This is a genomic window from Citrobacter sp. RHBSTW-01044 (assembly GCF_013781945.1).
Classification (GTDB): domain Bacteria; phylum Pseudomonadota; class Gammaproteobacteria; order Enterobacterales; family Enterobacteriaceae; genus Citrobacter; species Citrobacter braakii.
The window spans coordinates 3843383-3868524 of the sequence record NZ_CP056180.1; the positions used below are offsets into that span (position 1 = coordinate 3843383).

Annotated in this window: 17 protein-coding genes; 14 read left to right on the forward strand and 3 right to left on the reverse strand. The window is 51.9% G+C overall.

What is annotated here, in order from left to right; genetic code table 11:
* Window positions 1–69 precede the first annotated feature (69 nt).
* The 11 genes from puuC to cbdX all read left to right on the forward strand — a co-directional run bounded on the left by puuC (window position 70) and on the right by cbdX (window position 11445).
* On the forward strand, window positions 70–1557 hold the full coding sequence (puuC, locus tag HV352_RS18575; RefSeq protein ID WP_075846746.1) for an aldehyde dehydrogenase PuuC: 1488 nt from the start codon (window positions 70–72) through the stop codon (window positions 1555–1557).
* Between the two features lie 2 nt (window positions 1558–1559).
* Window positions 1560–2840, forward strand: a complete 1281-nt coding sequence (locus HV352_RS18580) for an FAD-binding oxidoreductase (RefSeq protein WP_049270901.1) — start codon at window positions 1560–1562, stop codon at window positions 2838–2840.
* A 208-nt stretch (window positions 2841–3048) separates the two neighbouring features.
* Window positions 3049–4176 (forward strand): hydrogenase 1 small subunit, encoded by a 1128-nt coding sequence (gene hyaA / locus HV352_RS18585; protein WP_046276297.1) that lies wholly within the window; start codon window positions 3049–3051, stop codon window positions 4174–4176.
* On the forward strand, window positions 4173–5966 hold the full coding sequence (hyaB, locus tag HV352_RS18590; RefSeq protein WP_181634965.1) for a Ni/Fe-hydrogenase large subunit: 1794 nt from the start codon (window positions 4173–4175) through the stop codon (window positions 5964–5966). Before hyaA ends, hyaB begins: the two co-directional genes overlap by 4 nt.
* 18 nt (window positions 5967–5984) lie before the next feature.
* A complete protein-coding gene (hyaC, locus tag HV352_RS18595) occupies window positions 5985–6719 on the forward strand; it encodes a Ni/Fe-hydrogenase b-type cytochrome subunit (protein ID WP_016151908.1) in 735 nt (244 codons plus the stop codon).
* Complete coding sequence (hyaD, locus tag HV352_RS18600) at window positions 6716–7297, forward strand: hydrogenase 1 maturation protease (RefSeq protein ID WP_016151907.1); 582 nt, start codon at window positions 6716–6718, stop codon at window positions 7295–7297. The genes hyaC and hyaD overlap by 4 nt, the downstream gene beginning before the upstream one ends.
* A gap of 5 nt (window positions 7298–7302) precedes the next feature.
* Entirely contained in the window at window positions 7303–7710 is a 408-nt protein-coding gene (gene hyaE / locus HV352_RS18605) for a hydrogenase-1 operon protein HyaE (RefSeq protein WP_016151906.1), read from the forward strand.
* A complete protein-coding gene (locus HV352_RS18610) occupies window positions 7703–8560 on the forward strand; it encodes a hydrogenase expression/formation protein (RefSeq protein ID WP_181634966.1) in 858 nt (285 codons plus the stop codon). Before hyaE ends, HV352_RS18610 begins: the two co-directional genes overlap by 8 nt.
* Before the next feature lie 89 nt (window positions 8561–8649).
* Window positions 8650–10194 (forward strand): cytochrome bd-II oxidase subunit 1, encoded by a 1545-nt coding sequence (gene appC, locus HV352_RS18615; RefSeq protein WP_181634967.1) that lies wholly within the window; start codon window positions 8650–8652, stop codon window positions 10192–10194.
* Between the two features lie 11 nt (window positions 10195–10205).
* Window positions 10206–11342: a cytochrome d ubiquinol oxidase subunit II gene (gene appB, locus HV352_RS18620; RefSeq protein WP_137379443.1), complete on the forward strand. Its 1137-nt coding sequence runs from the start codon at window positions 10206–10208 to the stop codon at window positions 11340–11342.
* A gap of 13 nt (window positions 11343–11355) precedes the next feature.
* Window positions 11356–11445: a cytochrome bd-II oxidase subunit CbdX gene (cbdX, locus tag HV352_RS18625; protein ID WP_016151902.1), complete on the forward strand. Its 90-nt coding sequence runs from the start codon at window positions 11356–11358 to the stop codon at window positions 11443–11445.
* Between the two features lie 560 nt (window positions 11446–12005).
* Here the strand turns inward: cbdX and HV352_RS18630 are convergent.
* The gene (locus HV352_RS18630; protein WP_181634968.1) at window positions 12006–12635 is read right to left on the reverse strand and encodes a hypothetical protein; all 630 of its coding nucleotides are present in this window, start codon (window positions 12633–12635) and stop codon (window positions 12006–12008) included.
* Window positions 12636–13066: 431 nt separating this feature from the next.
* Here HV352_RS18630 and HV352_RS18635 point away from each other — a divergent pair, with 431 nt between their 5' ends.
* The 3 genes from HV352_RS18635 (at window position 13067) to HV352_RS18645 (ending at window position 21243) form a co-directional block, all read left to right on the forward strand.
* Entirely contained in the window at window positions 13067–16696 is a 3630-nt protein-coding gene (locus HV352_RS18635) for an AAA domain-containing protein (RefSeq protein ID WP_181634969.1), read from the forward strand.
* A gap of 390 nt (window positions 16697–17086) precedes the next feature.
* A complete protein-coding gene (locus tag HV352_RS18640; RefSeq protein ID WP_181634970.1) occupies window positions 17087–20527 on the forward strand; it encodes an ATP-binding protein in 3441 nt (1146 codons plus the stop codon).
* A complete protein-coding gene (locus HV352_RS18645) occupies window positions 20524–21243 on the forward strand; it encodes a hypothetical protein (protein WP_126509542.1) in 720 nt (239 codons plus the stop codon). Before HV352_RS18640 ends, HV352_RS18645 begins: the two co-directional genes overlap by 4 nt.
* A 386-nt stretch (window positions 21244–21629) precedes the next feature.
* On the opposite strand, the gene HV352_RS18650 is transcribed toward HV352_RS18645, so the two are convergent.
* Both HV352_RS18650 and HV352_RS18655 read right to left on the reverse strand, forming a co-directional pair.
* Window positions 21630–23828, reverse strand: a complete 2199-nt coding sequence (locus HV352_RS18650; RefSeq protein ID WP_181634971.1) for a DEAD/DEAH box helicase — start codon at window positions 23826–23828, stop codon at window positions 21630–21632.
* Window positions 23825–25141, reverse strand: a complete 1317-nt coding sequence (locus HV352_RS18655; protein ID WP_166876384.1) for an ATP-binding protein — start codon at window positions 25139–25141, stop codon at window positions 23825–23827. The genes HV352_RS18650 and HV352_RS18655 overlap by 4 nt, the downstream gene beginning before the upstream one ends.
* Between the last annotated feature and the right edge of the window lies 1 nt (window position 25142).

Genomic DNA, 25142 nt, shown 5'->3' on the forward strand with positions numbered 1-25142 from the left:
TCGTGCAGCCTGATTTTGCCTGAAAAGATCAGCAACGAACTTTATCTTATTGATATAAAAGGAGTAGCTATGAACTTTCAGAATCTTAAATATTGGCGTGAAAAAGCCAGCCATTATTCGCCGGAGACCCGTTTATTTATTAACGGCGAATATTGCGCAGCCGCCGATAACGAAACCTTTATTACGCAGGATCCGGCAGGACAACGTCCGCTCGCCAAAGTCGCCCGCGGCAAAAAAGCGGATGTAGACCGCGCGGTCACCGCAGCCCGCACCGTGTTTGAACGCGGAGACTGGTCGCAAGCATCACCCGCAGAGCGCAAGGCAGTCCTGCACAAGTTCGCCGATTTAATGGAGCAGCATCACGAGGAGCTGGCGCTACTGGAAACGCTCGACACCGGTAAACCGATTCGCCATAGCCTGCGTGATGATATTCCAGGCGCGGCACGCGCCATCCGTTGGTACGCCGAAGCAATAGATAAAGTCTATGGCGAAGTGGCCACCACCTCGGTGAGCGATCTGGCGCTGATTGTGCGCGAGCCGGTGGGCGTCATTGCGGCCATCGTGCCGTGGAATTTTCCCCTGCTGCTGGCCTGCTGGAAACTTGGCCCGGCACTGGCTGCAGGCAACAGCGTGATCCTCAAACCTTCAGAAAAATCACCGCTGACCGCCATTCGCCTTGCTGCGTTGGCAAAAAAAGCCGGTTTGCCAGATGGCGTTCTCAGCGTGGTGAGCGGATATGGCCACGAAGCGGGCCAGGCGTTGTCGCAGCATCCGGATGTTGATGTGATCACCTTTACCGGCTCGACCCGCACCGGCAAGCAACTGCTCAAAGACGCTGGCGACAGCAATATGAAACGCGTCTGGCTGGAGGCCGGTGGTAAAAGTGCCAACATCGTTTTTGCCGACTGCCCGGATCTGCCGAAAGCCGCCGCCAATGCTGCAGCAGGCATCTTCTATAACCAGGGTCAGGTCTGTATCGCCGGTACGCGTCTGTTACTGGAAGAGAGTATTGCCGACGAGTTCATCGCCCTGCTGAAAGAGCAGGCGAAAAACTGGCAGCCGGGCAACCCGCTGGATCCGGAAACCACGATGGGCACGCTTATCGACAACGCGCATGCCGATACCGTGCACGGTTTTATTCGCGACGGTGAAGCGCAAGGCACGCTGGCGCTGGATGGTCGCAGCCACGTACACCCAGCGGCTATCGGCCCGACTATTTTTGTCGATACAGCCCCGCAAGCCCACGTCAGCCGCGATGAGATCTTCGGCCCGGTGCTGGTCATCACCCGTTTTAGCAGCGAAGCCGAAGCTCTGGCGCTGGCCAACGACAGTGACTACGGCCTGGGGGCCGCGGTCTGGACCCGCGATCTGTCGCGCGCCCACCGCATGAGCCGTCGCCTGAAGGCCGGTTCGGTCTTCGTTAATAACTACAACGACGGTGATATGACTGTGCCGTTCGGCGGTTATAAGCAAAGCGGCAACGGGCGCGATAAGTCCCTGCATGCGCTGGAAAAATTTAGCGAACTGAAAACCATTTGGATCTCCCTGGAGCCTTAATCATGACTGAACATACCAGCAGTTATTACGCCGCAAGCGCCAATCAGTACGAACCGTTTCCCACCCTTAGCGAGTCGGTTAGCTGTGATGTTTGCGTCGTGGGCGGTGGATATACCGGTCTCTCCTCCGCCCTGCACTTAGCGGAGATGGGTTACGACGTAGTGCTACTGGAATCCGCACGTATTGGCTTCGGGGCCAGCGGACGTAACGGCGGTCAGTTGGTGAACTCCTACAGTCGCGATATCGACGTCATCGAGCGCACCTATGGCCCGGACGCCGCCAAAATGCTTGGCAGCATGATGTTTGAAGGCGGTAATATCATCCGCGAACGTATCAAGCGTTATCAGATCGAATGCGACTATCGCCCCGGCGGACTGTTTGTGGCGCTGAACCACAAGCAGATGGAAACGCTGGAGGAGCAGAAGTCGAACTGGGAACGCTACGGCAACACGCAGCTTGAACTGTTAGACAGCAGCGAAATTCGTCGCGAAGTCAGCAGCGATCGTTATGTCGGCGCGCTGCTCGACCACAGCGGTGGTCATATTCATCCGCTGAACCTGGCGATTGGCGAAGCTAACGCCATTCGTCTGAACGGCGGGCGCGTCTTCGAACAGTCGCCGGTCACCCGTATCCAGCACACCAGCCCGGCGGTGGTCAGCACCGAAAAAGGTCAGGTTACGGCCCGCTTTGTGATCGTCGCGGGCAACGCCTACCTCGGCGACAAACTGGAGCCTGCGCTGGCAAAAAGCAGCATGCCATGCGGCACACAGGTATTAACCACCGAACCGTTGTCTGCGGAGATGGCACGCTCGCTGATTCCTAAAAACTACTGCGTGGAAGATTGTAACTATCTGCTGGATTACTACCGTCTGACCGGCGATAACCGCCTGTTGTACGGCGGCGGCGTGGTCTACGGCGCCCGCGATCCGGAGGATATTGAACGTCTGGTAATGCCAAAGCTGCTGAAAACCTTCCCGCAATTGCAGGGGGTAAAAATTGATTACCGCTGGACCGGTAATTTCCTGTTAACGCTATCTCGCATGCCGCAGTTTGGCCGTCTTGATACCAACATTTACTATATGCAGGGCTACAGCGGCCACGGCGTGACCTGTACCCACCTGGCAGGACGTCTGATTTCTGAACTGCTGCGTGGGGATGCCGAGCGCTTTGACGCTTTCGCCAAACTGCCGCACTACCCGTTCCCAGGTGGGCGCAGCCTGCGCATTCCGTTTACCGCCATGGGGGCGGCATATTACAGCTTACGCGATCGCCTTGGGGTTTAAGTTCTTCCGCAATAAACCCGACGCACAGGGCGGTCTCCCCTGTGCGTTTTTTTATTCCCGGACAGTGAAAAACAGGTAACGGGCACGAAAATATCGCAATAGGACATAACCCTACGTTTTGCATTGTTTCTCCTCGCTGATCGGATAGGCTTTTTTAGATTATCGCTGGCGATGTGGCCAGAACTCAACGGGGGAAGAAACGCGTGTTATGAATACGAATAACGAGGAGACCTTTTATCAGGCGATGCGCCGCAAAGGGGTGAGTCGACGCAGTTTTCTCAAATATTGCAGCCTCGCAGCAACATCGCTTGGGCTGGGAGCCGCAATGACGCCCAGAATAGCCTGGGCGCTGGAAAACAAACCCCGGATCCCGGTCGTCTGGATCCACGGGCTGGAATGCACCTGTTGCACTGAATCATTTATCCGCTCCTCTCACCCACTCGCCAAAGACGTCATCCTCTCCCTGATTTCTCTTGATTACGACGACACCCTGATGGCCGCCGCCGGAACGCAGGCCGAAGAGGTATTTGAAGACATTCTGAGCCGCTACCACGGCCGATACATTCTGGCCGTCGAGGGCAATCCTCCGCTGGGTGAACAAGGAATGTTCTGCATCAGCGGCGGGCGACCGTTTATTGAAAAGCTAAAAAGAGCTGCGGCAGGCGCCAGCGCGATTATCGCCTGGGGAACCTGTGCCTCCTGGGGCTGCGTGCAGGCCGCCCGGCCTAATCCAACCCAGGCAACGCCGATCGATAAGGTGATCACCGATAAACCAATCGTGAAAGTGCCCGGCTGCCCGCCGATTCCGGATGTCATGAGCGCCATCATTACCTATATGGTGACGTTTGATCGTCTGCCTGAACTCGATCGTCTGGGGCGTCCGCTGATGTTCTATGGTCAGCGTATTCACGACAAATGCTACCGCCGCGCCCACTTTGACGCCGGGGAGTTCGTTGAGAGTTGGGACGATGACGCTGCCCGAAAAGGCTATTGCCTGTACAAAATGGGCTGCAAAGGGCCTACCACTTATAACGCCTGCTCCACCACCCGCTGGAATGGCGGCGTTTCTTTCCCCATCCAGTCCGGTCATGGGTGTCTGGGATGTTCAGAGAACGGCTTCTGGGATCGTGGTTCGTTCTACAGCCGCGTGGTCGATATCCCGCAGATGGGGACACATTCAACCGCCGATACCGTGGGCCTCACCGCGCTTGGCGTGGTGGCTGCCAGCGTCGGTGTCCACGCAGTCGCCAGCGCCGTCAATCAACATAACCGCCACAAACAGCAATTAGCCGACGCCGGACAACAGTCGCCAGACAATGAGGATAAACAGGCATGAGCAATTCGTATCAAACCCAGGGATATACGGTCAATAATGCCGGCCGGCGCCTGGTTGTCGACCCCATTACGCGCATTGAAGGCCATATGCGTTGTGAGGTGAACATTGATGAGCAGAACATCATCACCAACGCGGTGTCCTGCGGCACCATGTTCCGTGGACTGGAAATTATTCTGCAAGGGCGCGACCCGCGCGATGCCTGGGCATTTGTCGAACGAATTTGCGGGGTGTGCACTGGCGTACATGCGCTCGCATCGGTCTATGCCATTGAAGATGCCATTGGCATCAAGGTGCCCGATAACGCCAACATCATTCGCAATATTATGCTGGCGACGCTGTGGTGCCACGACCACCTGGTCCACTTTTACCAGCTAGCCGGAATGGACTGGATTGACGTTCTGAATGCCCTGAAAGCCGACCCGCGCGCAACCTCGCAGTTGGCACAAAGCCTTTCAGCCTGGCCGATGTCCTCCCCGGGCTACTTCTTTGACGTACAAAACCGCCTGAAGAAATTTGTCGACGGCGGTCAGTTGGGGATTTTCCGCAACGGTTATTGGGGACATCCGCAGTACAAACTGTCGCCAGAGGCTAACCTGATGGGCTTTGCCCATTATCTGGAAGCGCTCGATTTTCAGCGCGAGATTATCAAAATCCATACGGTGTTTGGCGGCAAGAATCCGCATCCTAACTGGATTGTCGGCGGCATGCCATGCGCTATCAATATCGATCAGAGCGGCGCGGTTGGCGCGGTCGATATGGAACGCCTTAACCTGGTACAGTCGATCATCACCCGCACCGCCGACTTCATCAACAACGTCATGGTTCCTGACGCGCTGGCTATCGGCCAGTTCAACAAACCCTGGAGCCAGATTGGCACCGGGCTGTCTGATAAGTGCGTCTTAAGCTACGGCGCGTTCCCGGATATCGCCAACGACTTCAGCGCGAAGAGCCTGTTGATGCCTGGCGGCGCGGTCATTAACGGTGATTTTAGCAATGTCATGCCGGTGGATCTGGCCGATCAGCAGCAAATTCAGGAGTTTGTCGATCATGCCTGGTACCGTTATCCGGACGATCAATTAGGTCGTCACCCGTTCGAGGGGATTACTGACCCCTGGTACAACCCCGGCGATGTCAAAGGCAGCGATACCGATATCCAGCAGCTCAACGAACAGGAACGCTACTCGTGGATTAAAGCCCCGCGCTGGCGCGGACACGCCATGGAAGTTGGTCCGTTGGCGCGTACGCTGATTGCCTATCACAAAGGGGATGCCGCCACGATTGAATCCGTCGATCGCATGATGTCCGCACTCAAACTGCCGCTGTCGGGTATGCAGTCGACGCTGGGGCGTATTTTGTGCCGCGCGCACGAGGCGCAGTGGGCCGTGAGCAAGCTGCAATATTTCTTCGACAAGCTGATGACCAACCTGAAAAACGGCAATCTGGCTACGGCGAATACCGAAAAATGGGAGCCTGCAAGCTGGCCGCAGCAGTGCCGTGGGATCGGTTTTACCGAGGCGCCGCGCGGAGCACTCGGTCACTGGGCATCGATTCGCGACCAGAAGATCGACGTGTATCAGTGCGTAGTGCCGACCACCTGGAATGCCAGCCCGCGCGATCCGAAGGGGCAAATTGGCGCCTACGAGGCGGCGTTGATGGGCACCCAAATGGCGATACCGGATCAACCGCTGGAGATCCTGCGCACCTTGCACAGCTTCGACCCCTGCCTGGCATGTTCAACCCACGTCCTCGGCGACGACGGCAGCGAACTTATCGCAGTCCAGGTTCGCTAAGCGTTAAGGAACGGAACGATGACTGGAAAGATATCCCCACGCGTCGGGGAGGCGCGTGATACCGCCGTCAGCCACTATGTGTTTGAAGCGCCCGTACGCTTGTGGCACTGGCTGACAGTGGGCTGCATGTTGGTTTTGATGGTAACCGGATACTTCATTGGCCGACCACTGCCGTCGGTCAACGGCGAGGCCACTTACCTGTTCTACATGGGCGACATCCGGTTAGTACATTTCGCCGCAGCCATGGTGTTTACGGTGATACTGCTGGGTCGCATTTACTGGGCCTTCGTCGGCAATCGCTATTCACGCGAGCTGTTTATCGTGCCGGTCTGGCGTCGCAGTTGGTGGCAGGGTGCCTTTTCGGTGGTGCGCTGGTATCTGTTTCTGGAAAAAAAACCGGGAGAAGATATCGGCCATAACCCCGTCGCGCAGGCGGCGATGTTCGGTTATTTCCTGCTCTCCGTTTTTATGATCCTCACCGGTTTTGCCTTATACAGCGAGCATAGCCAGTACGCCATTTTTACCCCCTTCCGCTATGTGACGGAGTTTTTCTACTGGACCGGCGGTAACTCTCTCGATATCCACAGCTGGCATCGGTTGGGGATGTGGTTCATCGCCGCCTTCATCATCGGTCATGTGTATATGGCTATCCGCGAGGACATCATGTCTGACGATACCGTCATCTCAACCATGATCAACGGCTATCGTAGCCACAAATTTGCCAAACGCCAGCATGATAAGGAGGCGTCATGAGCGAACCTAACGTCATCGTGATGGGCTTAGGCAACCTGCTGTGGGCAGATGAAGGATTTGGCATTCGCGTTGCCGAACGCCTGTACGCCCACTATCACTGGCCGGAATGGGTAGAGATTGTCGACGGCGGCACGCAAGGGCTGAATCTGCTGGGCTACGTTGAGCAGGCCAGCCATTTGTTGCTGCTGGACGCTATCGACTACGGACTCGCGCCAGGCACTTTGCAATCCTACGCCGGTGAACAAGTCCCCAGTTACCTCAGCGCCAAAAAAATGAGTCTGCATCAGAACAGCTTCTCCGAAGTGCTTGCTCTGGCGGAGATTCGCGGTCATCTGCCCGCCCACATCGCCCTCGTAGGACTACAGCCGGTGCAGCTGGACGACTATGGCGGCAGCCTGACCGACATCGCGCGCGCTCAGCTCCCGGCGGCAGAACAAGCCGCGCTAACGCAACTGGCCGCGTGGGGCATCGCGCCACAGACAATCGATGAAACGCGTTGCCTGAACTATGAATGCCTGTCGCTGGAAAACTATGAAGGCGTGCGTATTCGCCAGTATCGTGTAACGCTGGAGAGATAAGCAACATGTTGAATGACAAACCATTTTCTGCGCTATGGCAACGCATGCTGGCGCGCGGCTGGCAACCGCTGACCGCATCTGAACTGGATGACTGGGTAACGCGTGTGCGTGATGGCGTGGTGCTGCTCAGTAGCGATCCCCGCCGCACGCCAGAAGTCAGCGATAACCCAGTAATGATTGCCGAGTTGCTCCGCGAGTTTCCCCAGTTTGACTGGCAAATCGCTATGGCGGATCTCGAGCACAGCGAGGCTATCGGCGATCGTTTTGGCGTATTTCGCTTCCCGGCCACGCTGGTATTTATCCACGGCGAGCTGCGCGGCATTCTCAGCGGCATCCACCCGTGGGCCGACCTGCTCAATCTGATGCGCCCCCTCGTTGAAGAACGCATCCCCCGGAGCCTGCAAGATGAGTGATACCTTTTTTCATCTGCTGGGGCCGGGAACCCTGCCGGGCGATGACAGCTTCAGCATGAATCCCTTGCCCCTCACCTGCCAGGTCAACAGCAGCCCCAGCATGGCGAGGCTGGAAAACTGTCCGCACAGCCCGGCGGTGATGGCATTGTTAGCCGACGTGCGCCACCAGCTTAGCCAGAAAATCCCCGTAAAACAGGACGTGCTGGGATGGGATTTATCCACGCTCAACGCAGACGACCTCACGTTTTTGAATACGCTGCTCGGCGAAGGCGAAGTTTCCGTGCGTATCCAGCAGGCTGACGGCAGGGCGAGTGTGATTCAGGAGTCTATTTTCTGCGGAATCTGGCGGGTGCGTTGCCAGAATGACTTGGGTCAATGGGAGGAGCATCTGGAGGCAGGCAGTGCGCCACGGGCGCTGTGGCAGGCAGCAACAATCACGACGCTGCCAGACGATAGCCTGTTGCCTCCGCCCGTCGATGGGTTGATGAATGGCCTGACGCTGGCTCAGGAACTGCTGGCGCACGTGCGCGATCCGGCCACGCAACCTCATAGCATTAACCTCACCCAACTCCCGGTTAGCGATGCGGATCGCCAGTTCCTCTCCCGCCTGTGTGGCGAAGGACGCATTCAGATCCGCACCATCGGCTACGGCGAGAGCCAAATCGACGCCACGGCGCTGCGCCATGTCTGGCATCTGCGCTGTCTGGATACCCTGAAAGGGCTTCTGCTCGAGAGTTATGAGATCTGTCCATTACCGGAACTGGTACTGGCTGCTCCGGAGGATCTGCTCGACTCGCTCCAGCGCCTGGATGAAGTCTGTAGCTGGCTGGCATCCGGCCCGCCGGCCTGATCCCCTTCTCCCGACCCGCATACTTTTCTGCTGCGGGTCTGGCGTTTTCTTCCTTATCTGTTCACTCTCTAATGCCTGATGGAGTTCGCATGTGGGACGTCATTGACTTATCGCGCTGGCAGTTTGCGCTGACCGCGCTGTACCATTTTCTGTTTGTTCCCCTGACGCTGGGGCTGATTTTTTTGCTGGCTATCATGGAAACCCTGTTCGTGGTGACGGGCAAAACAGTCTACCGCGACATGACGCGTTTCTGGGGAAAGTTATTCGGTATTAACTTTGCGCTCGGTGTGGCGACCGGCCTGACCATGGAGTTTCAGTTCGGGACTAACTGGTCGCTCTATTCCAACTATGTGGGCGATATTTTCGGTGCTCCGCTGGCGATGGAAGCCTTGATGGCTTTCTTTCTTGAATCCACATTCGTGGGGCTGTTCTTCTTCGGCTGGCAGCGCTTAAACAAGTATCAGCATTTACTGGTGACCTGGCTGGTAGCGTTTGGCTCCAATATCTCGGCCCTGTGGATCCTCAACGCCAACGGCTGGATGCAATATCCAACAGGCGCTCACTTTAATATTGATACCCTGCGCATGGAGATGAGCAGCTTTAGCGCGCTGGTTTTTAACCCCATCAGCCAGGTGAAATTTGTGCATACCGTGATGTCCGGTTATGTCACAGGCGCCATGTTTGTGATGTCCATCAGCGCCTGGTATCTGCTGCGTGGTCGCGCTCGCGAGTTCGCCCTGCGCTCCTTCGCGGTAGGTTCCGTCTTTGGCACACTGGCTATCCTCGGCACTCTGCAACTGGGAGATAGCTCAGCCTATGAGGTCGCCCAACGCCAGCCGGTAAAACTGGCGGCAATGGAAGGGGAATGGCAAACCGAACCGGCACCTGCGCCCTTTCATGTGATAGCCTGGCCGCAGCAGGAGCAAGAGCGTAACGCCTTTTCCGTGAAGATACCGGCCCTGCTGGGTATCCTGGCGACTCACTCTTTAGATACGCCAGTTCCGGGGCTGAAGAACCTGATGGCAGACGCGCTACTCCGCCTGCAGCGGGGCCGGGAAGCATGGTTGCTGATGCAGGAAATCGCCAAAGGTAACCGCACGCCTCAGCTACTGCACGCTTTTCACGCCGTGGAAAAAGATCTGGGTTACGGCATCCTGTTGGCCAACTACGCCCCTGACATGAACCATGTCACGCCAGCGCAATATCAGGCCGCACAACGCGGCGCTATTCCGCAAGTCGCCCCCGTGTTCTGGAGCTTTCGCATCATGATTGGGTGCGGTTCCCTTTTGCTGCTGGTGATGGCGATTGCGCTGATACAGACCTTACGCTGGCGTATCGACCAGCATCGCTGGGTACTGCACATAACGCTGTGGAGCCTGCCGCTACCGTGGATTGCCATTGAAGCAGGCTGGTTTATGACGGAGTTTGGCCGTCAGCCGTGGGCGATTCAGGATATTTTGCCGACCTGGTACGCCCACTCTGCGCTGAGCGCGGGCCAACTGGCCTTCTCCATGGGGCTAATCCTCACGCTTTACACCCTGTTTTTAATTGCCGAAGTCTACCTGATGCAAAAATACGCGCGTCTTGGTCCAGATGCGATGCAACGTCAACAACCGGCACAACCACAGGAATAAAGGAGAGCATCATGTTGGATTATGAAACGTTGCGGCTCATTTGGTGGCTGCTGATTGGCATTATTCTGGTGGCCTTTATGGTCACTGACGGGTTTGATATGGGGGTCGGCTGCCTGTTACCGCTGATCGCGCGCAACGATGATGAACGTCGGGTGTTAATCAATAGCGTAGGGGCGCACTGGGAAGGTAACCAGGTGTGGCTCATTCTGGCGGGCGGCGCATTATTCGCAGCCTGGCCGCGCGTCTATGCTGCCGCATTTTCGGGGTTTTATGTGGCGATGATTCTGGTGCTGTGCGCCCTTTTCTTTCGTCCATTGGCCTTTGATTATCGCGGTAAAATAGCGAATGCACGCTGGCGCGCCATGTGGGACACCGGGTTGGTTATCGGCAGCCTGGTGCCACCGGTTATCTTCGGCGTCGCCTTCGGCAATCTGTTCCTGGGGGTGCCTTTTGTGTTCACACCACAATTACATGTGCAATATCTGGGCACTTTCTGGGAATTGCTCTCTCCTTTTGCCCTACTGTGCGGCGCATTAAGCCTGATGTTGGTCATTATGCAGGGGGGCGTGTGGCTCCAGTTGAAAACCGACGGCCTTCTTCACCTGCGCGCGCTGTCTGCCACCCGCCGCAGCGCGATGTTAGTGGTGCTCTGCTTCCTGTTAGCCGGGTACTGGCTGTGGACGGGGATCGACGGCTATGTGCTGCTTAGCCAGGATCCTAATGGTCCGTCCAACCCGCTATTAAAGGCAGTAACGACCGCACCGGGTGCGTGGATGGCGCACTTTGAAAATTCACCACTATTGTTGGTTATTCCGCTGTTGGGCATGATTTTTCCAATGCTCGCGATCTATGCCTGCGGGCAACGTCGGGCCGTGTGGGGATTTCTGTTTGCTTCATTGACCCAGACCTGTGTGATCTTCACCGCTGGAATCACCCTGTTTCCATTTGTGATGCCATCCAGCGCGTATCCACTCTCTAGCCTGACGGTGTGGGACAGTACCTCCAGCCAGATGACGCTCAATATCATGCTGGTTATCGTGTTGATTTTCCTACCGATAGTTCTGCTTTATACCTTGTGGAGTTATTACAAGATGCTGGGACGAATCAACGTAGAAACCATCCGCCGCCACAACCACGAACTTTATTAGGGAGGACTGTACGATGTGGTATCTGTTTTGGTTTGTCGGCATTCTGCTGATGTGCACGCTCTCCACGCTGGCGCTGGTCTGGCTTGAGTCACGGCAGAAATAGCCCTGCGCATGCGTTACGCTTCCAGGCTCCCCTGTTTATTCGGGGAGTCTTTATTCGTTCGCACAAAAGCAGCATGGCTGTACCCAAACCCTGGTTAGCACCAAGCTTTTCTATAAACCGCAGAGTGGTGCTGCAATGGACGTGTTCGAAGAGCGGAAAGGAAATGAGAAGCTATAGAGTGCTAAACCAGTGCGCGAGACAAAAAGAAGGGGATTACATTGAAGATGTGTAGTTGTAACTGCTTGATTGAATGGTGCGATAATAGGAACAAAACCAACAGCACAAATACATTGATTTTTAACCAATTTATTTTATTCGATCTTTTAGAATACCCCCATAAGTACCCCCAGATGTCAGTATGCCGCACAGTTCTTTTTTTTAGTGGCGTTCAAAAGTATCAGGTATCAGCCTTGATATCTGAAATCATTCCTGTGGCATCCGGGGCTACTACTGGGTCGAATTCATGTTCACACGTTCATGCGGCTGCCATAGATTTCATCGGGTGCATTAGAGCGTTTATTGCTGGGTTGATATACAAAGAGTTTACTTCATCATCTTGTTTACTTAGGGATCAGGGGCATATCCCCAGCCAAAAATGAGCGGATCGCACTGTCGATTATCTCGCGAGTGAGCACCGGCTCTTCCACGATGATTTGCAAACCAATGCCGCTACGATAGCCAGGTTGAATGCGATAGCCTGGAGTAACTACAGGCGGATTGTCGCGCATGACTTCGGCCAAGCGTTTATCAATGTAGTCGAAATAGGTTAATCCACCGAATTGAGGATAAGAAACGCGGGTACGTTCTACCATCGTATGGCTAACCACCTTCCCTTTCGCATTGTAGTTTGGTGTTGTATCCATGCGGGCTTCATCTTCCTGCTGGTTTTGGCTCAACATGGCATGAGCTTCTTCAAACACCAGATTTTCCACAATATCCGCACGCGCTACGTCAATGGTAATGATCTCCGCATTCCAGTACACATCTGGCGAATTACCCAAGAATAAAACATCGCTCCAGGTCCACATCCAACCCGCAGCAATCGCCTCTGCATTTTCAGAATCGCAATCATCATAATGCAGTCCTCCGCAGCGGTGACGCTCGCGGTGGATCAGATTCTTGACGTGTTGTGTCCGGGCACGACGCCGACGGCGGGAAAGAGTATTAAATGGTTTGTTTCTGCGGATCATGGTTCACTCTGCGCGTGCTCGCTGGGAGGAATCCAGCCGCACAGTTTAGCTAATGGGAATAAGGAAATCTACTTGCTAACAAGAGGGCAAAAAGCATGGGGGCCTGGGCAATATGCTGCATATCATTAATGTGCAGGGACGAAGTCAATGTGCTCATAGACACGCGAATAAAAATCTATCTAGATGTCGAAAACTTATTACCGAACCTCAAGCTCACGGATAATAGCCTTTGGCTGGCCCTCAACCATCAAGTCATACCAACGAACCTGCATTATATTAATTTGCACAGAGTGCGTCTTCGCACGTAAGCAGCCAGTTAAGCATCCCACCGAGAACTGGATCTACGTCATGAGCGCACGTTAATAGTTTTTGAAATCAAGCTAATTAGCATAATATCTCTTAACTGAAGGGATATGGAGCCGCAGAAATAAATGAAGACACGGCAGTATGCGCAAAAATCTATCTTCGATCTGGAAGCAATCTTCGAACAGTCCCGCAACAATGTTAGTGAACTTGAACAGCTGTTGAGCGAGCTGACCTTTCGCAACACTGCCAGGGCGCGGACGCTGACGTCTAAAATCGAGCAATCTCTAACTGCACTCAGCGACCGCAGCGAGGTCGCCATGTCGGCTTCCGGCCCATCAACATGTAATCCCGATTCGGCGTCCATACAATTTTCTCAAGCTGTCCCCCACAATGCACCTGCAGCTGTAGAGCAACTGCAACCGAAGGCTATCCCAGACACTGCCATGCAACAGCAATTCGACAAAGACCAAATCGATCTAGATCCACTCCCGTCTTTCTCTTCGTCAGATAAGGCGAATGATGCGCGAGCAATACTGGCAGCATGGACAGCCCTCGAAGCACTGTCGCCTCAAGGTTATAAACGCCCGGAGGATATGGCAACCGGCGACCGCTCCAGGGTTGCTCTATTGGATCGAGGTGTTCCATGGGGACCAAATGCCCGCAGCAAGCCCAGTTATAAGCTTTATTTCGAGGTCGTCCTCGGCTCCATCGCTCTCGATAAGGCGACGGACGAGCTGGTCAAGGTTTTTGGCGAGGATGAGGAGCGTTCACGCCCGGACGGTAAGAAAGCGGCCATCGGCTCGATCCTGATCGACAAAGAAGGCTATGTGCTTGAGGACAAAGGCATTGCCGTTTCCAGTTTTGCCTGGGCACTCAAGCCGGCTCTCGACCTGAAGCTTGGAAGCTTAGGGAATTGGCCGAATGTTGAGCCACGCATTATCGAGCATCTGGATCGAATGGTTCGCCGCCACAACGAGGATGGAGAACCCATACCGATCGATTTGGATGTCGTTCTTAACGCTTATAAATGGCTTGCGTCTCAGTTCGGTGTACCCGAGCATTTGGTTGAGCCTCCCACATTCGCGATTAAGGTGTTTCATCATTTCAAGGCCAAGGTGCCACCTGAACCTTCGTTACTAAATTCCTTCTATCTTGAAGATCTCGGTGAAGCAACCAAATTGCTCGAGACGGGCAAAGCCGGAACCGGTTTGCTCCGCTATATGGGAATTGGCAGGCCTGACCAAAAAATCGACGTGCTATCGCCCATTTCCGCAGTTGAGCCTTTCGTCGCACCGTCGCTCATGCCGCAGGCCCGTTGGCCTTCGAAAGGCGGCCATCCATTGGTACTGCTTCAACAGGCTGCCGTGAATGCGGCGCGTGCCGAGCTGAATAATGCTCCTGGTATCATCGGTGTCAATGGGCCACCGGGTACTGGAAAGACCACTCTTCTGCGAGATATTGTCGTTGGGTGCATTCTTGATCGGGCCACAGCGATGTGCGGCTTCAATAAACCGCAGGATGCCTTTTCCACAACAGGCGAGAAGCTGGCATTCGGTTCCAATGCATTCCTGCACTTCTACAAGTTACATGCGTCCTTGAGGGGCCATGAGATCGTTGTAGCGTCCTCCAATAACAAAGCGGTCGAGAACGTCAGTAAAGAGCTTCCTCTCAAGGAAGCCAATGGTCGCCATGAACAGATCGCCTATTTCCGGTCCATCAGCGACCTGATTGCGAATCCCAAACGCGCCGGCTATTTCGAAGCCGAGGCCGAGGGGGACATCCCCTCCGACCCTGTCGAAACCTGGGGATTGATCGCCGCGGCTCTCGGCAAGAGCAGCAACCGAGGCGCGTTCCAGCAAAGTTTTTGGTGGAATGAAGACGGTGGTTTCCTTACCTACCTGAAAGCAGCTCGCGGCTTAAACGTCTTGCGTGAGATCAAGGACGAACGAACTGGCGAAATCATTGATCGCGTGATGCCCAGCGTGGTTGTCAATGAGCAGCCCAGCACCAACGAAGCAGATGCTGCTGCGGCCTGGCTGAAAGCGCGAACCGCATTTCTTAAACTCAAGGAGACGGTAGACGCCGAAATCGCCAGCATCGAAGAGATGCGACGGGATATCCAGGCGCTCAAGGGAGCGATCACCGAACTTCAAAGGGTTGAACAGCGTCGACCGAGTCTGAATGAAGCCGTCGAAGAGGCACACCAGATTGCTGAATCCTGCCAACGAGAGCATGTGAAGGCAAAATCGCAGATCGAGCAGGACAAGATAATGCTCAACAGCCATCTTGCTTGCCGTCCAGGTTTCTTCTCCCGTTTGTTCGCGACTGCGGCCTGGAAGTCGTGGAGATCGACACAGCAGAAGCTCTCGGCGACCTTGCAGCAATCAGTCTTACGGGCACAGGGGACGGACGGCGCCCTGGAGCTTGCAAGGGCTGAGTGGAGCAATACTGAGTCCCAGTTACAGCAACTCGACCAGGAAATTTCCAGCAAATGTCAGGCTGTCTCGAAATTGAAGGCAACCGAGGCACAGGCACGAAACCGCATGGGAGACAGAGTCGTTGATGAGAGATTCTTCGAGCGCGAGCACGAGGCTATCCATCTGACTGCGCCATGGCTTCCTGATGAGGTTCATCGCCTGCGGGAGGATCTGTTCGCCGCTGCCCTGACTGTGCATAAAACGTTCATCGATGCTTCGGCCAGCCGCTTGCAACACAATCTTGGGCTATTGATGTCGGGCATGGTAGCTGGTGCCTTCCAGTCTTCCGCTCACCGTGAACTTCTCCCCGACCTTTGGTCGAGCCTTTTCATGGTTGTGCCGACCGTGTCCACGACATTCGCCTCTGTTCGGACGATGTTCGGGGATCTACCACCAGATAGCATAGGCTGGCTTCTGGTAGATGAAGCCGGCCAGGCCGTTCCTCAGGCAGCTGTTGGAGCTATCATGCGGGCAAAGCGCTCCATCGTGGTAGGTGACCCGTTACAAATCCCACCTGTAGTTTCACTTCCTGAAAAGCTGAACGCCGAAATCTGCAAGTTCTTCAACATTGACCAGATCGAATGGTCTGCCCCCGCTGCATCCACGCAGACCCTTGCTGATCAGGCATCGCGCTTCAAATCCACCTTCGTCATGGACGTAGGTGATCGAGAAGTCGGGCTGCCACTGCTCGTTCATAGGCGTTGCCAGAACCCAATGTTCGACGTTTCTAACTCCATCGCGTATGCCAAGCAAATGGTCCATGCTGTCGGGCCTAAAAAACCTGGATCTATCGGCTTGGCATTGGGGGGATCTCGCTGGGTGGATATCAATGGCGATGCTGAGACGAAGTGGTGCCCCGATGAGGGCGAAGCGGTTGTACGAATGCTAAAAGAGCTGGCAGCATCGGGCATTACAAATCCAGACGTATTTATCATTACACCATTCAAGATCGTAGAGCAGAACATGCGTCGGCGTCTCGACAGAGAAACCGACCTGCTACGAACGTTCGGCGTAAAGTTGGATGAGTGGTGCCGTGATCGTGTAGGCACGATCCACACGTTCCAGGGCCGAGAAGCGGACACCGTCATCCTGTTACTGGGTGCTCCGAAAGCGAGTCAGCAAAGGGCGCGTCAGTGGGCGGCAAGCCCGCCAAACATTATCAATGTAGCCGTCTCACGCGCCAAGCAAAACCTGTATGTGGTCGGCTCGGCTACGGCATGGGCAGGAGCGGGAACTAGTCTGCAGGTCTTGCATCGGCAATTGGCTCAATTAGTCTGATAATCTCCGAGGTGGCCCTCATTGTTGAGGGCTCATAGCAACTCTTTTTGGCTTACTTCAGTAATGGGCCGGCCGCTATGTGCCAAGAGCAGACATTGCACATTTCAGTCATGTTAATCAATGGGGAGCAGGTCACCAGTATCAAATTGCTGTGTGGCATATTATCTCAAAAGTTGAATAAGTCACCCCGAACTCCCTTTGCAACACGACTATCGCTGCATTTTTCACAACAATACACCGTGCAATGACCCCAAAATATATCCATAATAATCGTCTAATAGACAATAACTGTTCGTGTAATTAAATGTGCAATCTCGCCATTGTTTCTAAGTGAGTAAGGCAAATCTCAGATAGCTTATGAGACAAAAATGAATAAAAGGAGCTAGGGCAATGGTAATTCTATCCCATGAATTGGATACTTATAGCAAGGGGCTAACACTACTTCGCCAGCATTGGATTGACGGTTCTCCTTTAGTAGCTATCTGGGGACAAAACGTCGGCTGGTCTCCATCCTCTCCAGATCCAGTTTTAGATCGCGCTTTTGAGCATGCAATGCGTCAGGGAAAGCAGTGGAGTTCTTTGCTCACCCGCGAACCGCTTCAAGATGAGTTCTATCTATGGCTTGCGGACAGATTCATATATCGTGCTGCCTCTCCACTTTTGATTGAAGCAGCCCGCGCGCCTTGGTGTGCAGTGTTTACTTCATCAATTGACAACGGTCTGGCAAATTGTATTGCAGGGAATGGGCGAGCACCCGAAGTTATCTTGCAAGGTGATCCGGCACCTCGCTTTTTACGTAATAATCGGCGTCCTCCTTTCTATTATCTTTTTGGTCAAGCGGGCCAACACGTTGCAGCATTAGCACCACCATCCACTCGCCAAGGCTTGTCAATACATAGTATGCGCCACGCTAGTCCTATGTTGCGAAGATTACAAGATACTGTGACCCCATTGGGTCTTATAGTCATAGATGGATATGCTCCTAATTCTGACTGGTTAAACGCCGACCAACTTCTCGCCGCAATAAGTGACTCACCAGTTGAGGGGGTTCTTTGGTGTGGAGACGAACCTACATTTTTAGAGGATTCCCAATTCATTTATGATGATCTTGTTAATAAAGGGGTTATCGTTCGCACTCCTGAAACACTAGGGAAAATCGTCAACGAGCTCATTCAGAGTTTACATGTACCTGAGGCTTTGAGCTGGGACGACCCTGAAGTTGTATCATTGAAGGGCGGTGGAATTGTAAAAACAACTCCTAACTTACGTCTTATTACCCAAGCTTCTGCTACTCTCATTGATGATTCATGGGTTGGAACTCTAGATCCTCATTCGCAGATCGAAACAGATGCTGCGTTTCAAGCGTTCCATGCTACATCGTCGAGCTTTCGCTCCATCACTGATGGTGTTCGCCGTGACTATGCCATCAAGCGTTCTTTTGAGAAGTCGCTTCATAAAAGAGTCGTAGAGGCTTTAGAACAACACCACAATGCCTCTGCAATTATTCTACATGGCCAATCCGGCGTAGGTAAGACAATCGCTTTTGCTCGCTTAGCTGTACAAGCGAAAACTCAGGGTTATGCCGTTCTTTTTATCAATCGCCGTTTACCTCAGGCATCGGACCTGAGTAGTTTTCTCGCGGCCGTAGATCAACAGCAAGGTGTCACTCTCTTGCTAGTTGATACAATGTCAGCAGTGTCGAGATACGATGATCTTCTGAGAGCATTACGAAGTGTCGGTCATCGCGTAGTTATCGTTGGTACGTCGTATCGTTTAGACCTAAATGAGAAGGCTACAAATCGCTTTATAGAAGCAAGGGCATTGCTGGACAATGATGAACAAGCACATCTTCTCAATTTAGCTGCACGTTTCGCGCCTACTATGGTCAATACGATAAAGAAAGAGAAATCGAGCCAGTATGTACTGGCGAGCTTCTATCGCCTTCTCCCTCATAGTAGAGCAACGTTATCTGCTGGCCTTCGAAGAGAAGTTGACCGTTCTAGCTTGGCTTTGCGAAACCGAGCAGTCTCTGCTAAACCAGCCCAACTTGGTGCATTTGCACAAGCTTTCAGAAAAGCTGGTTACCCTATTGGTAAATCAGAGCTTCTTCCCAACTCAGGTGGTGAGTTAGATAATTCCCCTGAGGCTAAAGCTATTGACTTAGTCATGATCAGCAGTCGTCTTTTCAAAGCCGTTCCGCTAAGCATTATTCTGCGAGCAGTAAGTACGAATACAAACACTAATAGTTTATTCGATATTGACGCTATGCTCAGTTTAATTCGAGGCCAAGACCTCTTCCGCTGGATTTATTCCGATGAGGAGCAAACAGATATTCTTGTCGAAGCAAGGCTACAAATTGAAGCTCGTTTGATCTGTGAGGCTCGCTTTGGGAGTGCTCTGCGTGAAGCGGAAGCAATCGCATGCCTCATAGCTGCAGCAGTCCGTGCAGGGCCAGAATCGAATGGGGAGACTTCATATTTAGTTGAGCTGATCCATGCTGCAGGACCTGATGGCCCTGAGGGGGATCGATACAGTGAAAGTTATGCCTTAATTGCCCGTGCATTGTCTAACCTCCGTGAAATAACGGGGATGCCAAATTCTCGTCTTATGCTCCAAGAATCGGTTCTTCGCCGACATTATCTGCGCACTCAAAAAACAATAGAGCACTCGGAGAAAATTAAACTTCTGAATGAGGCGGTTACTGTTGTTGATGAAGCATTGCATCGAATCGAGGAAAATGGGAGCAGTGGAATCTTTGCCTCTCGCCAGACAAAAGATAACCTTTGGAATGAGCGAGCAGCAACTTACGGCTTTGTTGCCACTGACATGGTCCAACATGGACAAAGTGATGAGGCATATTCAGCGTACAAAGCTGCCCACGACGCAGCTATGCTTGCTAAAGCAAGGCGTGATTCATCTTTTTCAACGGATGTATCGCTGTGGATGCCGACAGGTATACTTCGTCAGGGTAGCAAACTCTCAGAAATTCAACGCATTGAAATATCAGCAGACCTTAAGTCAACTATTGATTCTGTCGACGAAAGTATGCTTGATGAGGCTCAGAAAGAAAAATTTCAAACACGTCGCTTAGATGCAGGAATAGCAATGAAAAGCACTGTTATTTCCGATGATGCTTTTGCTCGGCTTGATCAGTCAGGCTCAGCGGCAGGCTATTTTATTCGCGCTAGAAACTTAGCGCCTGATATGAAAGCTCAGAATGAACCTTCTGCGGAAGACATGGCGAGCGCGCAATGCTGCGTATCCTATCTTAGGGAGCATTACGATAAAATCAGTCAAGACGAACGCTGTCTTAAATTATTACTCGACATGGAATGGGTGACTCGCACGAAGAAATGGATGATGAGGGGGCTGCGACAGCCATTCCCAAATAGCGTGGAAATTCGTAAAGTTGTGCATACGATCGTCAGTGGTATAGCAGCACTTGGTGAAGATAAATTAGCAACTAAATATCGCTATTTGCGCGCACTAACAACTTGGCTCGAGGGAAATCAAGGCGCAAGTACCGAAATGTGGAATGAGCTGAGCTTTGATACGCAATTCGCTGACTCTCAGCGAGTTTTTATCCGTCATTTATTAACCGACGCGCAAGGGACTCCAATCATTTACAGAGGCGTTGTTGAGCGGCAGATCGGTCCGGGTCGTTACTCTGTTCGCGTAGACGAATTAAAAATGACTATTGACTGCATTGCTGATTATTTCCCAAATGTAGATCTTGCCGTTGGTCGTGTTATTACGAATTTTGCAATTGCTTTCAACTATCGAGGGCCATTAGCAGATCCTCTGGGTGGGGTTCGGAGGAGTGCCCGATGAGTTTTCCTAAACTGGAGGCTGCCGCAACAACATTCACCATCTTGATTAATAAAGATTTAGGTCGTGAGGTTATTAAGCCTATAACTTTAGAAGCCCCTGAGCCTCCTCCGGACGAGCTGCATTTTTTTCGATTGGTCGTATGGTGTTATGGATTTTTTTTCGAAGCAGCTTCTGATGTACTAAAGGAGTGTAAAGCTTTAATGAAACAGAGTGCACCTGAGCGTACTAATCGGTATGATCAAGGTAGCCGAACCATTAATAACCTGAGGACTTACAAGGTTCACAACTTACCACCTAGTAAAGGCAATACTAAAAAGCTTTCTGATGCAAAGGCTTGGTTAGCAGAATATAGGACTGAAAGTAGTAGTATAGAGAAAGCAACTGAAGAGCTTTGTAATATTGCGCTGATCATGATCCATGATGTTACTAACGTATGGGAAGCTGCATCTAAAGATCCAACTGATGCGATTCAATTATTTGAACGTGTAAAGAATGCACTCGATAATGCCTGGGCGGTACATGAATTTCATCAGATTGCAAATGAAACCGCAGATGAAATTAACTTATCTGGCTTCAATGCTAAGGCTTTTTGCGAGACACATATTGCTGAATGGCGTCAGACTGCTAGTTGTTTTTTAGATAGAGAATCAGCAGCCCAAGGTCTTCGGCGGACTATTCGTAATACTATGCTTCGAGAATTCGGTCACCCTACTTAAAATTTGCAATTCGAGTCATAATTGCAAAAACTCATTATCATAAGGTGATAATCATAATAAAAATAGAAAATCGAGTGTGAAGTCATGATGTTATTTTTCATAGCTTCACATTTCAATAAATACCACCTCCTTTGGAGGTGGTCAGCAACAAGTTGAGTCTATCATTAGTGAATGACATACCGCTTAAACCTCAAAGTAACGATTTTTCATACTGAAGATCAATCGTTTTGCTTCTTATTAATTATTACATATCGAATTTAGAACACCCGGTTTCGAAATTGATCATGGCTATTGCGCATTTCCGCTTATCGCTGTGAGTTTAATAGGCCAATGAAAAATTGGCCTCAATCTACGGGGGAGCAAATCGCCCTTATTACATAGCCAGTTTACTGAAGGTGCTGCTTCAACCAAATACGAGTACCTTCAATGTCATACGCTTTTTGCCCAAATCCCTTAGCAAGCAGGGATTCAGGTAAATACTCGTCGTATTTATCCAAGAACTTTTCTGGGACATCTGCGGCAAGATCAAATGCGGATGGTAAGCCTGACAACAGCATTTTTTTAAGCGCCTGTTGAACCGTTGCTACACTTGCATCATCAATCTCTATAACACCTGAGAATGAATTGGCCTTAAAACGACAACGTATGAGCAAGGCTGTAATCGTATTCACAACTTTATCCCCCATCCAGGGAATTACATAACAGTGTTGCCCAATCGTAATAAAATACTCATTTCGCAGGTTATAACGCTGAAAGTTACTACAGCCTTCCGCAAATAGGTTTCTGGCGGCAGTATCGGCATAATCTACTTTCTTGCTACCTATTGCTATGCGGTAATCACCTTCCCTATAGATAGCGAGCATTTCCTGACGAACGGCACCATGAACAGACATACCTCCCCCACTAAATTGTGGTGGCTGACCGCCTTTGGTTGCCTCTACATAGATAACTTTTTTCTCTGTCTCGATCTCTGTCACTTTCCAGCGCCGCCCACCGAAGATGATGTGTTGGTCTGGTAGCAGTGGGGAGTCAACAGGCACTGTTCCAAGGGTTCTGTTTCCGGTGACAATGCGGAACTCTTCTGGAGTATTGAACACAGCATAAAAAGTGTAATGGTTAGTCAGTTTCTCCCCCTCTGCCCCAACAACCATTTCGCCGCTAGCAAGTTGAGTGAGTAGGCCACATGCTCCCATATGTTTAAGCAGGCTTTTGAAATCGTTTAAATCTACATTTCTGAATGGCCCTGTCTGGCATAGTTGTGTCCAGAGCTGGTCGGCACGAACTCCACCCCATTGTGCGGTAATTGCAAGAATCTGGTGTAGCAGCGTGGAGTAATGCATCTGCCGGGAATCGGCAGGCTCAAACCATTGTTTAGAGATCATCAACCTGATCATTGCCATCGACTGCACCAACTGGAGTCGTAGGTGATCAACGATACTGCTACTCACAGTAAGCTCATTTTCTGTAATTAGCATTCTGAGTATTGATGGGGAATCGCGTCGCCCAGAACGCCCCATACGCTGGCGCAAACTGGAAACAGAATGCGGAGGGGTAACTTGGATAACCGACTTAACCTTACCGATATCAATTCCCAACTCAAGCGTCATTGTACAAACAGCTGTAGTGGGCAAATTTCCTTTCTGAAGACGAGATTCAAGCGCCTCACGTAATTCCTTGGCAAGGGAACCATGGTGGGGGAAAAATTCATTCGGAACAATTTGTTCCTCACACATGTCGCTCAGCGTTGCCGCAATGCTTTCAGTGCGCTTTCGGCTGTTTGCAAAGACCAAATGAGAATCGCCACGGCAAATTCTGAAAATGTCATAGCAAACGTCATGTTCAGCTGAACTCTGAAGTTCTTCCTCTTTTTGGATCACTCGCTCCAGGTACCCTTTGACCTGTACCTGAAGAGTGGCCGTGCTATTACTATCTGTAACAGTTACGCAGGGGAGTCGTTTGTCCGGGCGCAACATTTCGGGCACTTTCTCCAGTTCACCCAGCGTAGCACTCAACGCAACGCGGGGAATTGGATTTACCTGGCAACCTAGCACATGGTCAATTCTATTGAGCAGAGAAAGCAGTTGTACACCACGCTCTGAGCCAATAAAAGCATGAAACTCATCAATAACGATGTATGCGACTGAAGAAAATGCCTGTTTGAGCCAGCCCATTGAATTTATGAGCAAAGACTCAAGTGACTCAGGTGTAATCAGTAAAATGCCAGCAGGGTTCGTCCGAGCCTTCTTCTTTTTGCTTTGTGGTACATCCCCGTGCCAGGGAGTCACTGGCATTTCCAATGCATCTCCAAGGCTCTCAAGACGACGGTACTGATCGTTAATCAATGCCTTCAACGGACTGATATAGACGATGCCAAATCCATTCGTGAGATCTGCAACTGCCGAACAGGCAGGAAGAAAGAAAGCCTCTGTTTTACCCGCTGCTGTACCTGCACTGATTAGCACGTCTCGATCACGGGCTAAAATTGCCGGGATAGAACTCTCCTGCAAGGGCCTTAATGTAGACCACCCCTGCTTGTAAACCCACTTACGGACGCGGGGATCGAGGCTATCGTAGGCACTGCTCATAGTTTGAAGTTCGCCAGTCCGTCGTCGTCATCGCTTTCCTCCATAATGGCGTCATCCATATCGCTAGGTCTGTCCACTTCAATCGCCACACCCTCGATTAATGTTTGCCAGTTCATCGTTCTGTTTTGTTCGAGTACGGCCAGCATGTCCAGGAAGCCTTTTATGGTATTACGGGGGGTACGGAAGTAAGCGTCTCCAATGGTTTTACTACAGTGATGCAGGAATCCAGTCAGTGCCTCATCTGGTACCAGATAATTCTCTGGATCTCCGCCTGCATAAACATGACGAAGATTTCTCAGCAAAATATACAGTTCCTCAGGGGTGAGGCTGGCAAGATGCAAAGTGGGGGATGAGTAGTCAATCACTCCTGCTTTTTGCGCGAACCGGTTTTCCGCCAGACGCGACTGGAGGGCCTCATAGCTGTAAAGACCTTTACGCGGATCGAAAAGAAACTCTGGCGTACCCCCGAGGATAAAACCAATGTTCTCAGCTGAGCCTTGCAGGCAGTCATTCAAGATCCGCAAAATCTGTTCGTAGTTCGCTGTTCTTGCTTGCGTATTATTCAGCTTAAAGAGGTTCACCATTTCGTCGAGGCTGACCAAAAGACCGGCATAGCCTGCCTGTCGGACAAAAAGGCTCATCAGCTTCAAAGAATCATAGAATGAAGCGTCTGAGATAATAGTCCGAACGTCGAGATCGTTACGGGCATCAGTTTTGGTGGTGTACTCTCCCCGCAACCAGCGAATAGCATTGGATTTTAGCGTTTCGTTATCCTGCTCATGCCCGCGCCAGAATGCATCAATGACCTTCGCAAAGTCATATCCACCCACCATATCTGACAGAGCTGTCAGGCGTTTATGAATAACTGATGAAACCTCGGAGCCGTCCGTGTCGGCTTCCTTTCTTGCCTCCGTAACGAATCTTTCAACAACGCTAAGTAACGCATTACCATCCGGCTTGTTTCTGGTGGACATGTTTTTCATAAGCTCAGAATAGAGATTACGAGCCTGACCTCCCGATGAGTGAATGCGCCTGTCAGGAGAAAGGTCTGCACTGACTGAAACCAGCTTCTTCTCTAGTGCAATAGAGCGCACAACACTCAGAAAGAACGTTTTACCAGAACCATATTCACCGATGATTAGTCTGAAGCTTGCACCACCGTCAGCAATCCTCTCAATATCCTGGTGGAGAGCGGTGATCTCATTCACGCGGCCAACCTGGATATGCTGAATGCCTATCCTTGGCGTTACACCTGACTTAAGTGACTGAATAATAGCGTCACGTTCTTTCACTCTTATACGTGTTACAGACATT

Bases quoted from the DNA above. Each gene is read 5' to 3' on its own strand.
- HV352_RS18610 (WP_181634966.1), top strand. From the start codon at position 7,703: ATGAGTGATACCTTTTTTCATCTGCTGGGGCCGGGAACCCTGCCGGGC.
- HV352_RS18630 (WP_181634968.1), bottom strand. From the start codon at position 12,635: ATGATCCGCAGAAACAAACCATTTAATACTCTTTCCCGCCGTCGGCGT.
- hyaB (WP_181634965.1), top strand. From the start codon at position 4,173: ATGAGCAATTCGTATCAAACCCAGGGATATACGGTCAATAATGCCGGC.
- hyaC (WP_016151908.1), top strand. From the start codon at position 5,985: ATGACTGGAAAGATATCCCCACGCGTCGGGGAGGCGCGTGATACCGCC.
- HV352_RS18645 (WP_126509542.1), top strand. From the start codon at position 20,524: ATGAGTTTTCCTAAACTGGAGGCTGCCGCAACAACATTCACCATCTTG.
- hyaA (WP_046276297.1), top strand. From the start codon at position 3,049: ATGAATACGAATAACGAGGAGACCTTTTATCAGGCGATGCGCCGCAAA.
- HV352_RS18635 (WP_181634969.1), top strand. From the start codon at position 13,067: ATGAAGACACGGCAGTATGCGCAAAAATCTATCTTCGATCTGGAAGCA.
- appB (WP_137379443.1), top strand. From the start codon at position 10,206: ATGTTGGATTATGAAACGTTGCGGCTCATTTGGTGGCTGCTGATTGGC.
- HV352_RS18640 (WP_181634970.1), top strand. From the start codon at position 17,087: ATGGTAATTCTATCCCATGAATTGGATACTTATAGCAAGGGGCTAACA.
- HV352_RS18580 (WP_049270901.1), top strand. From the start codon at position 1,560: ATGACTGAACATACCAGCAGTTATTACGCCGCAAGCGCCAATCAGTAC.
- puuC (WP_075846746.1), top strand. From the start codon at position 70: ATGAACTTTCAGAATCTTAAATATTGGCGTGAAAAAGCCAGCCATTAT.
- HV352_RS18655 (WP_166876384.1), bottom strand. From the start codon at position 25,141: ATGTCTGTAACACGTATAAGAGTGAAAGAACGTGACGCTATTATTCAG.
- hyaE (WP_016151906.1), top strand. From the start codon at position 7,303: ATGTTGAATGACAAACCATTTTCTGCGCTATGGCAACGCATGCTGGCG.
- cbdX (WP_016151902.1), top strand. From the start codon at position 11,356: ATGTGGTATCTGTTTTGGTTTGTCGGCATTCTGCTGATGTGCACGCTC.
- HV352_RS18650 (WP_181634971.1), bottom strand. From the start codon at position 23,828: ATGAGCAGTGCCTACGATAGCCTCGATCCCCGCGTCCGTAAGTGGGTT.
- hyaD (WP_016151907.1), top strand. From the start codon at position 6,716: ATGAGCGAACCTAACGTCATCGTGATGGGCTTAGGCAACCTGCTGTGG.
- appC (WP_181634967.1), top strand. From the start codon at position 8,650: ATGTGGGACGTCATTGACTTATCGCGCTGGCAGTTTGCGCTGACCGCG.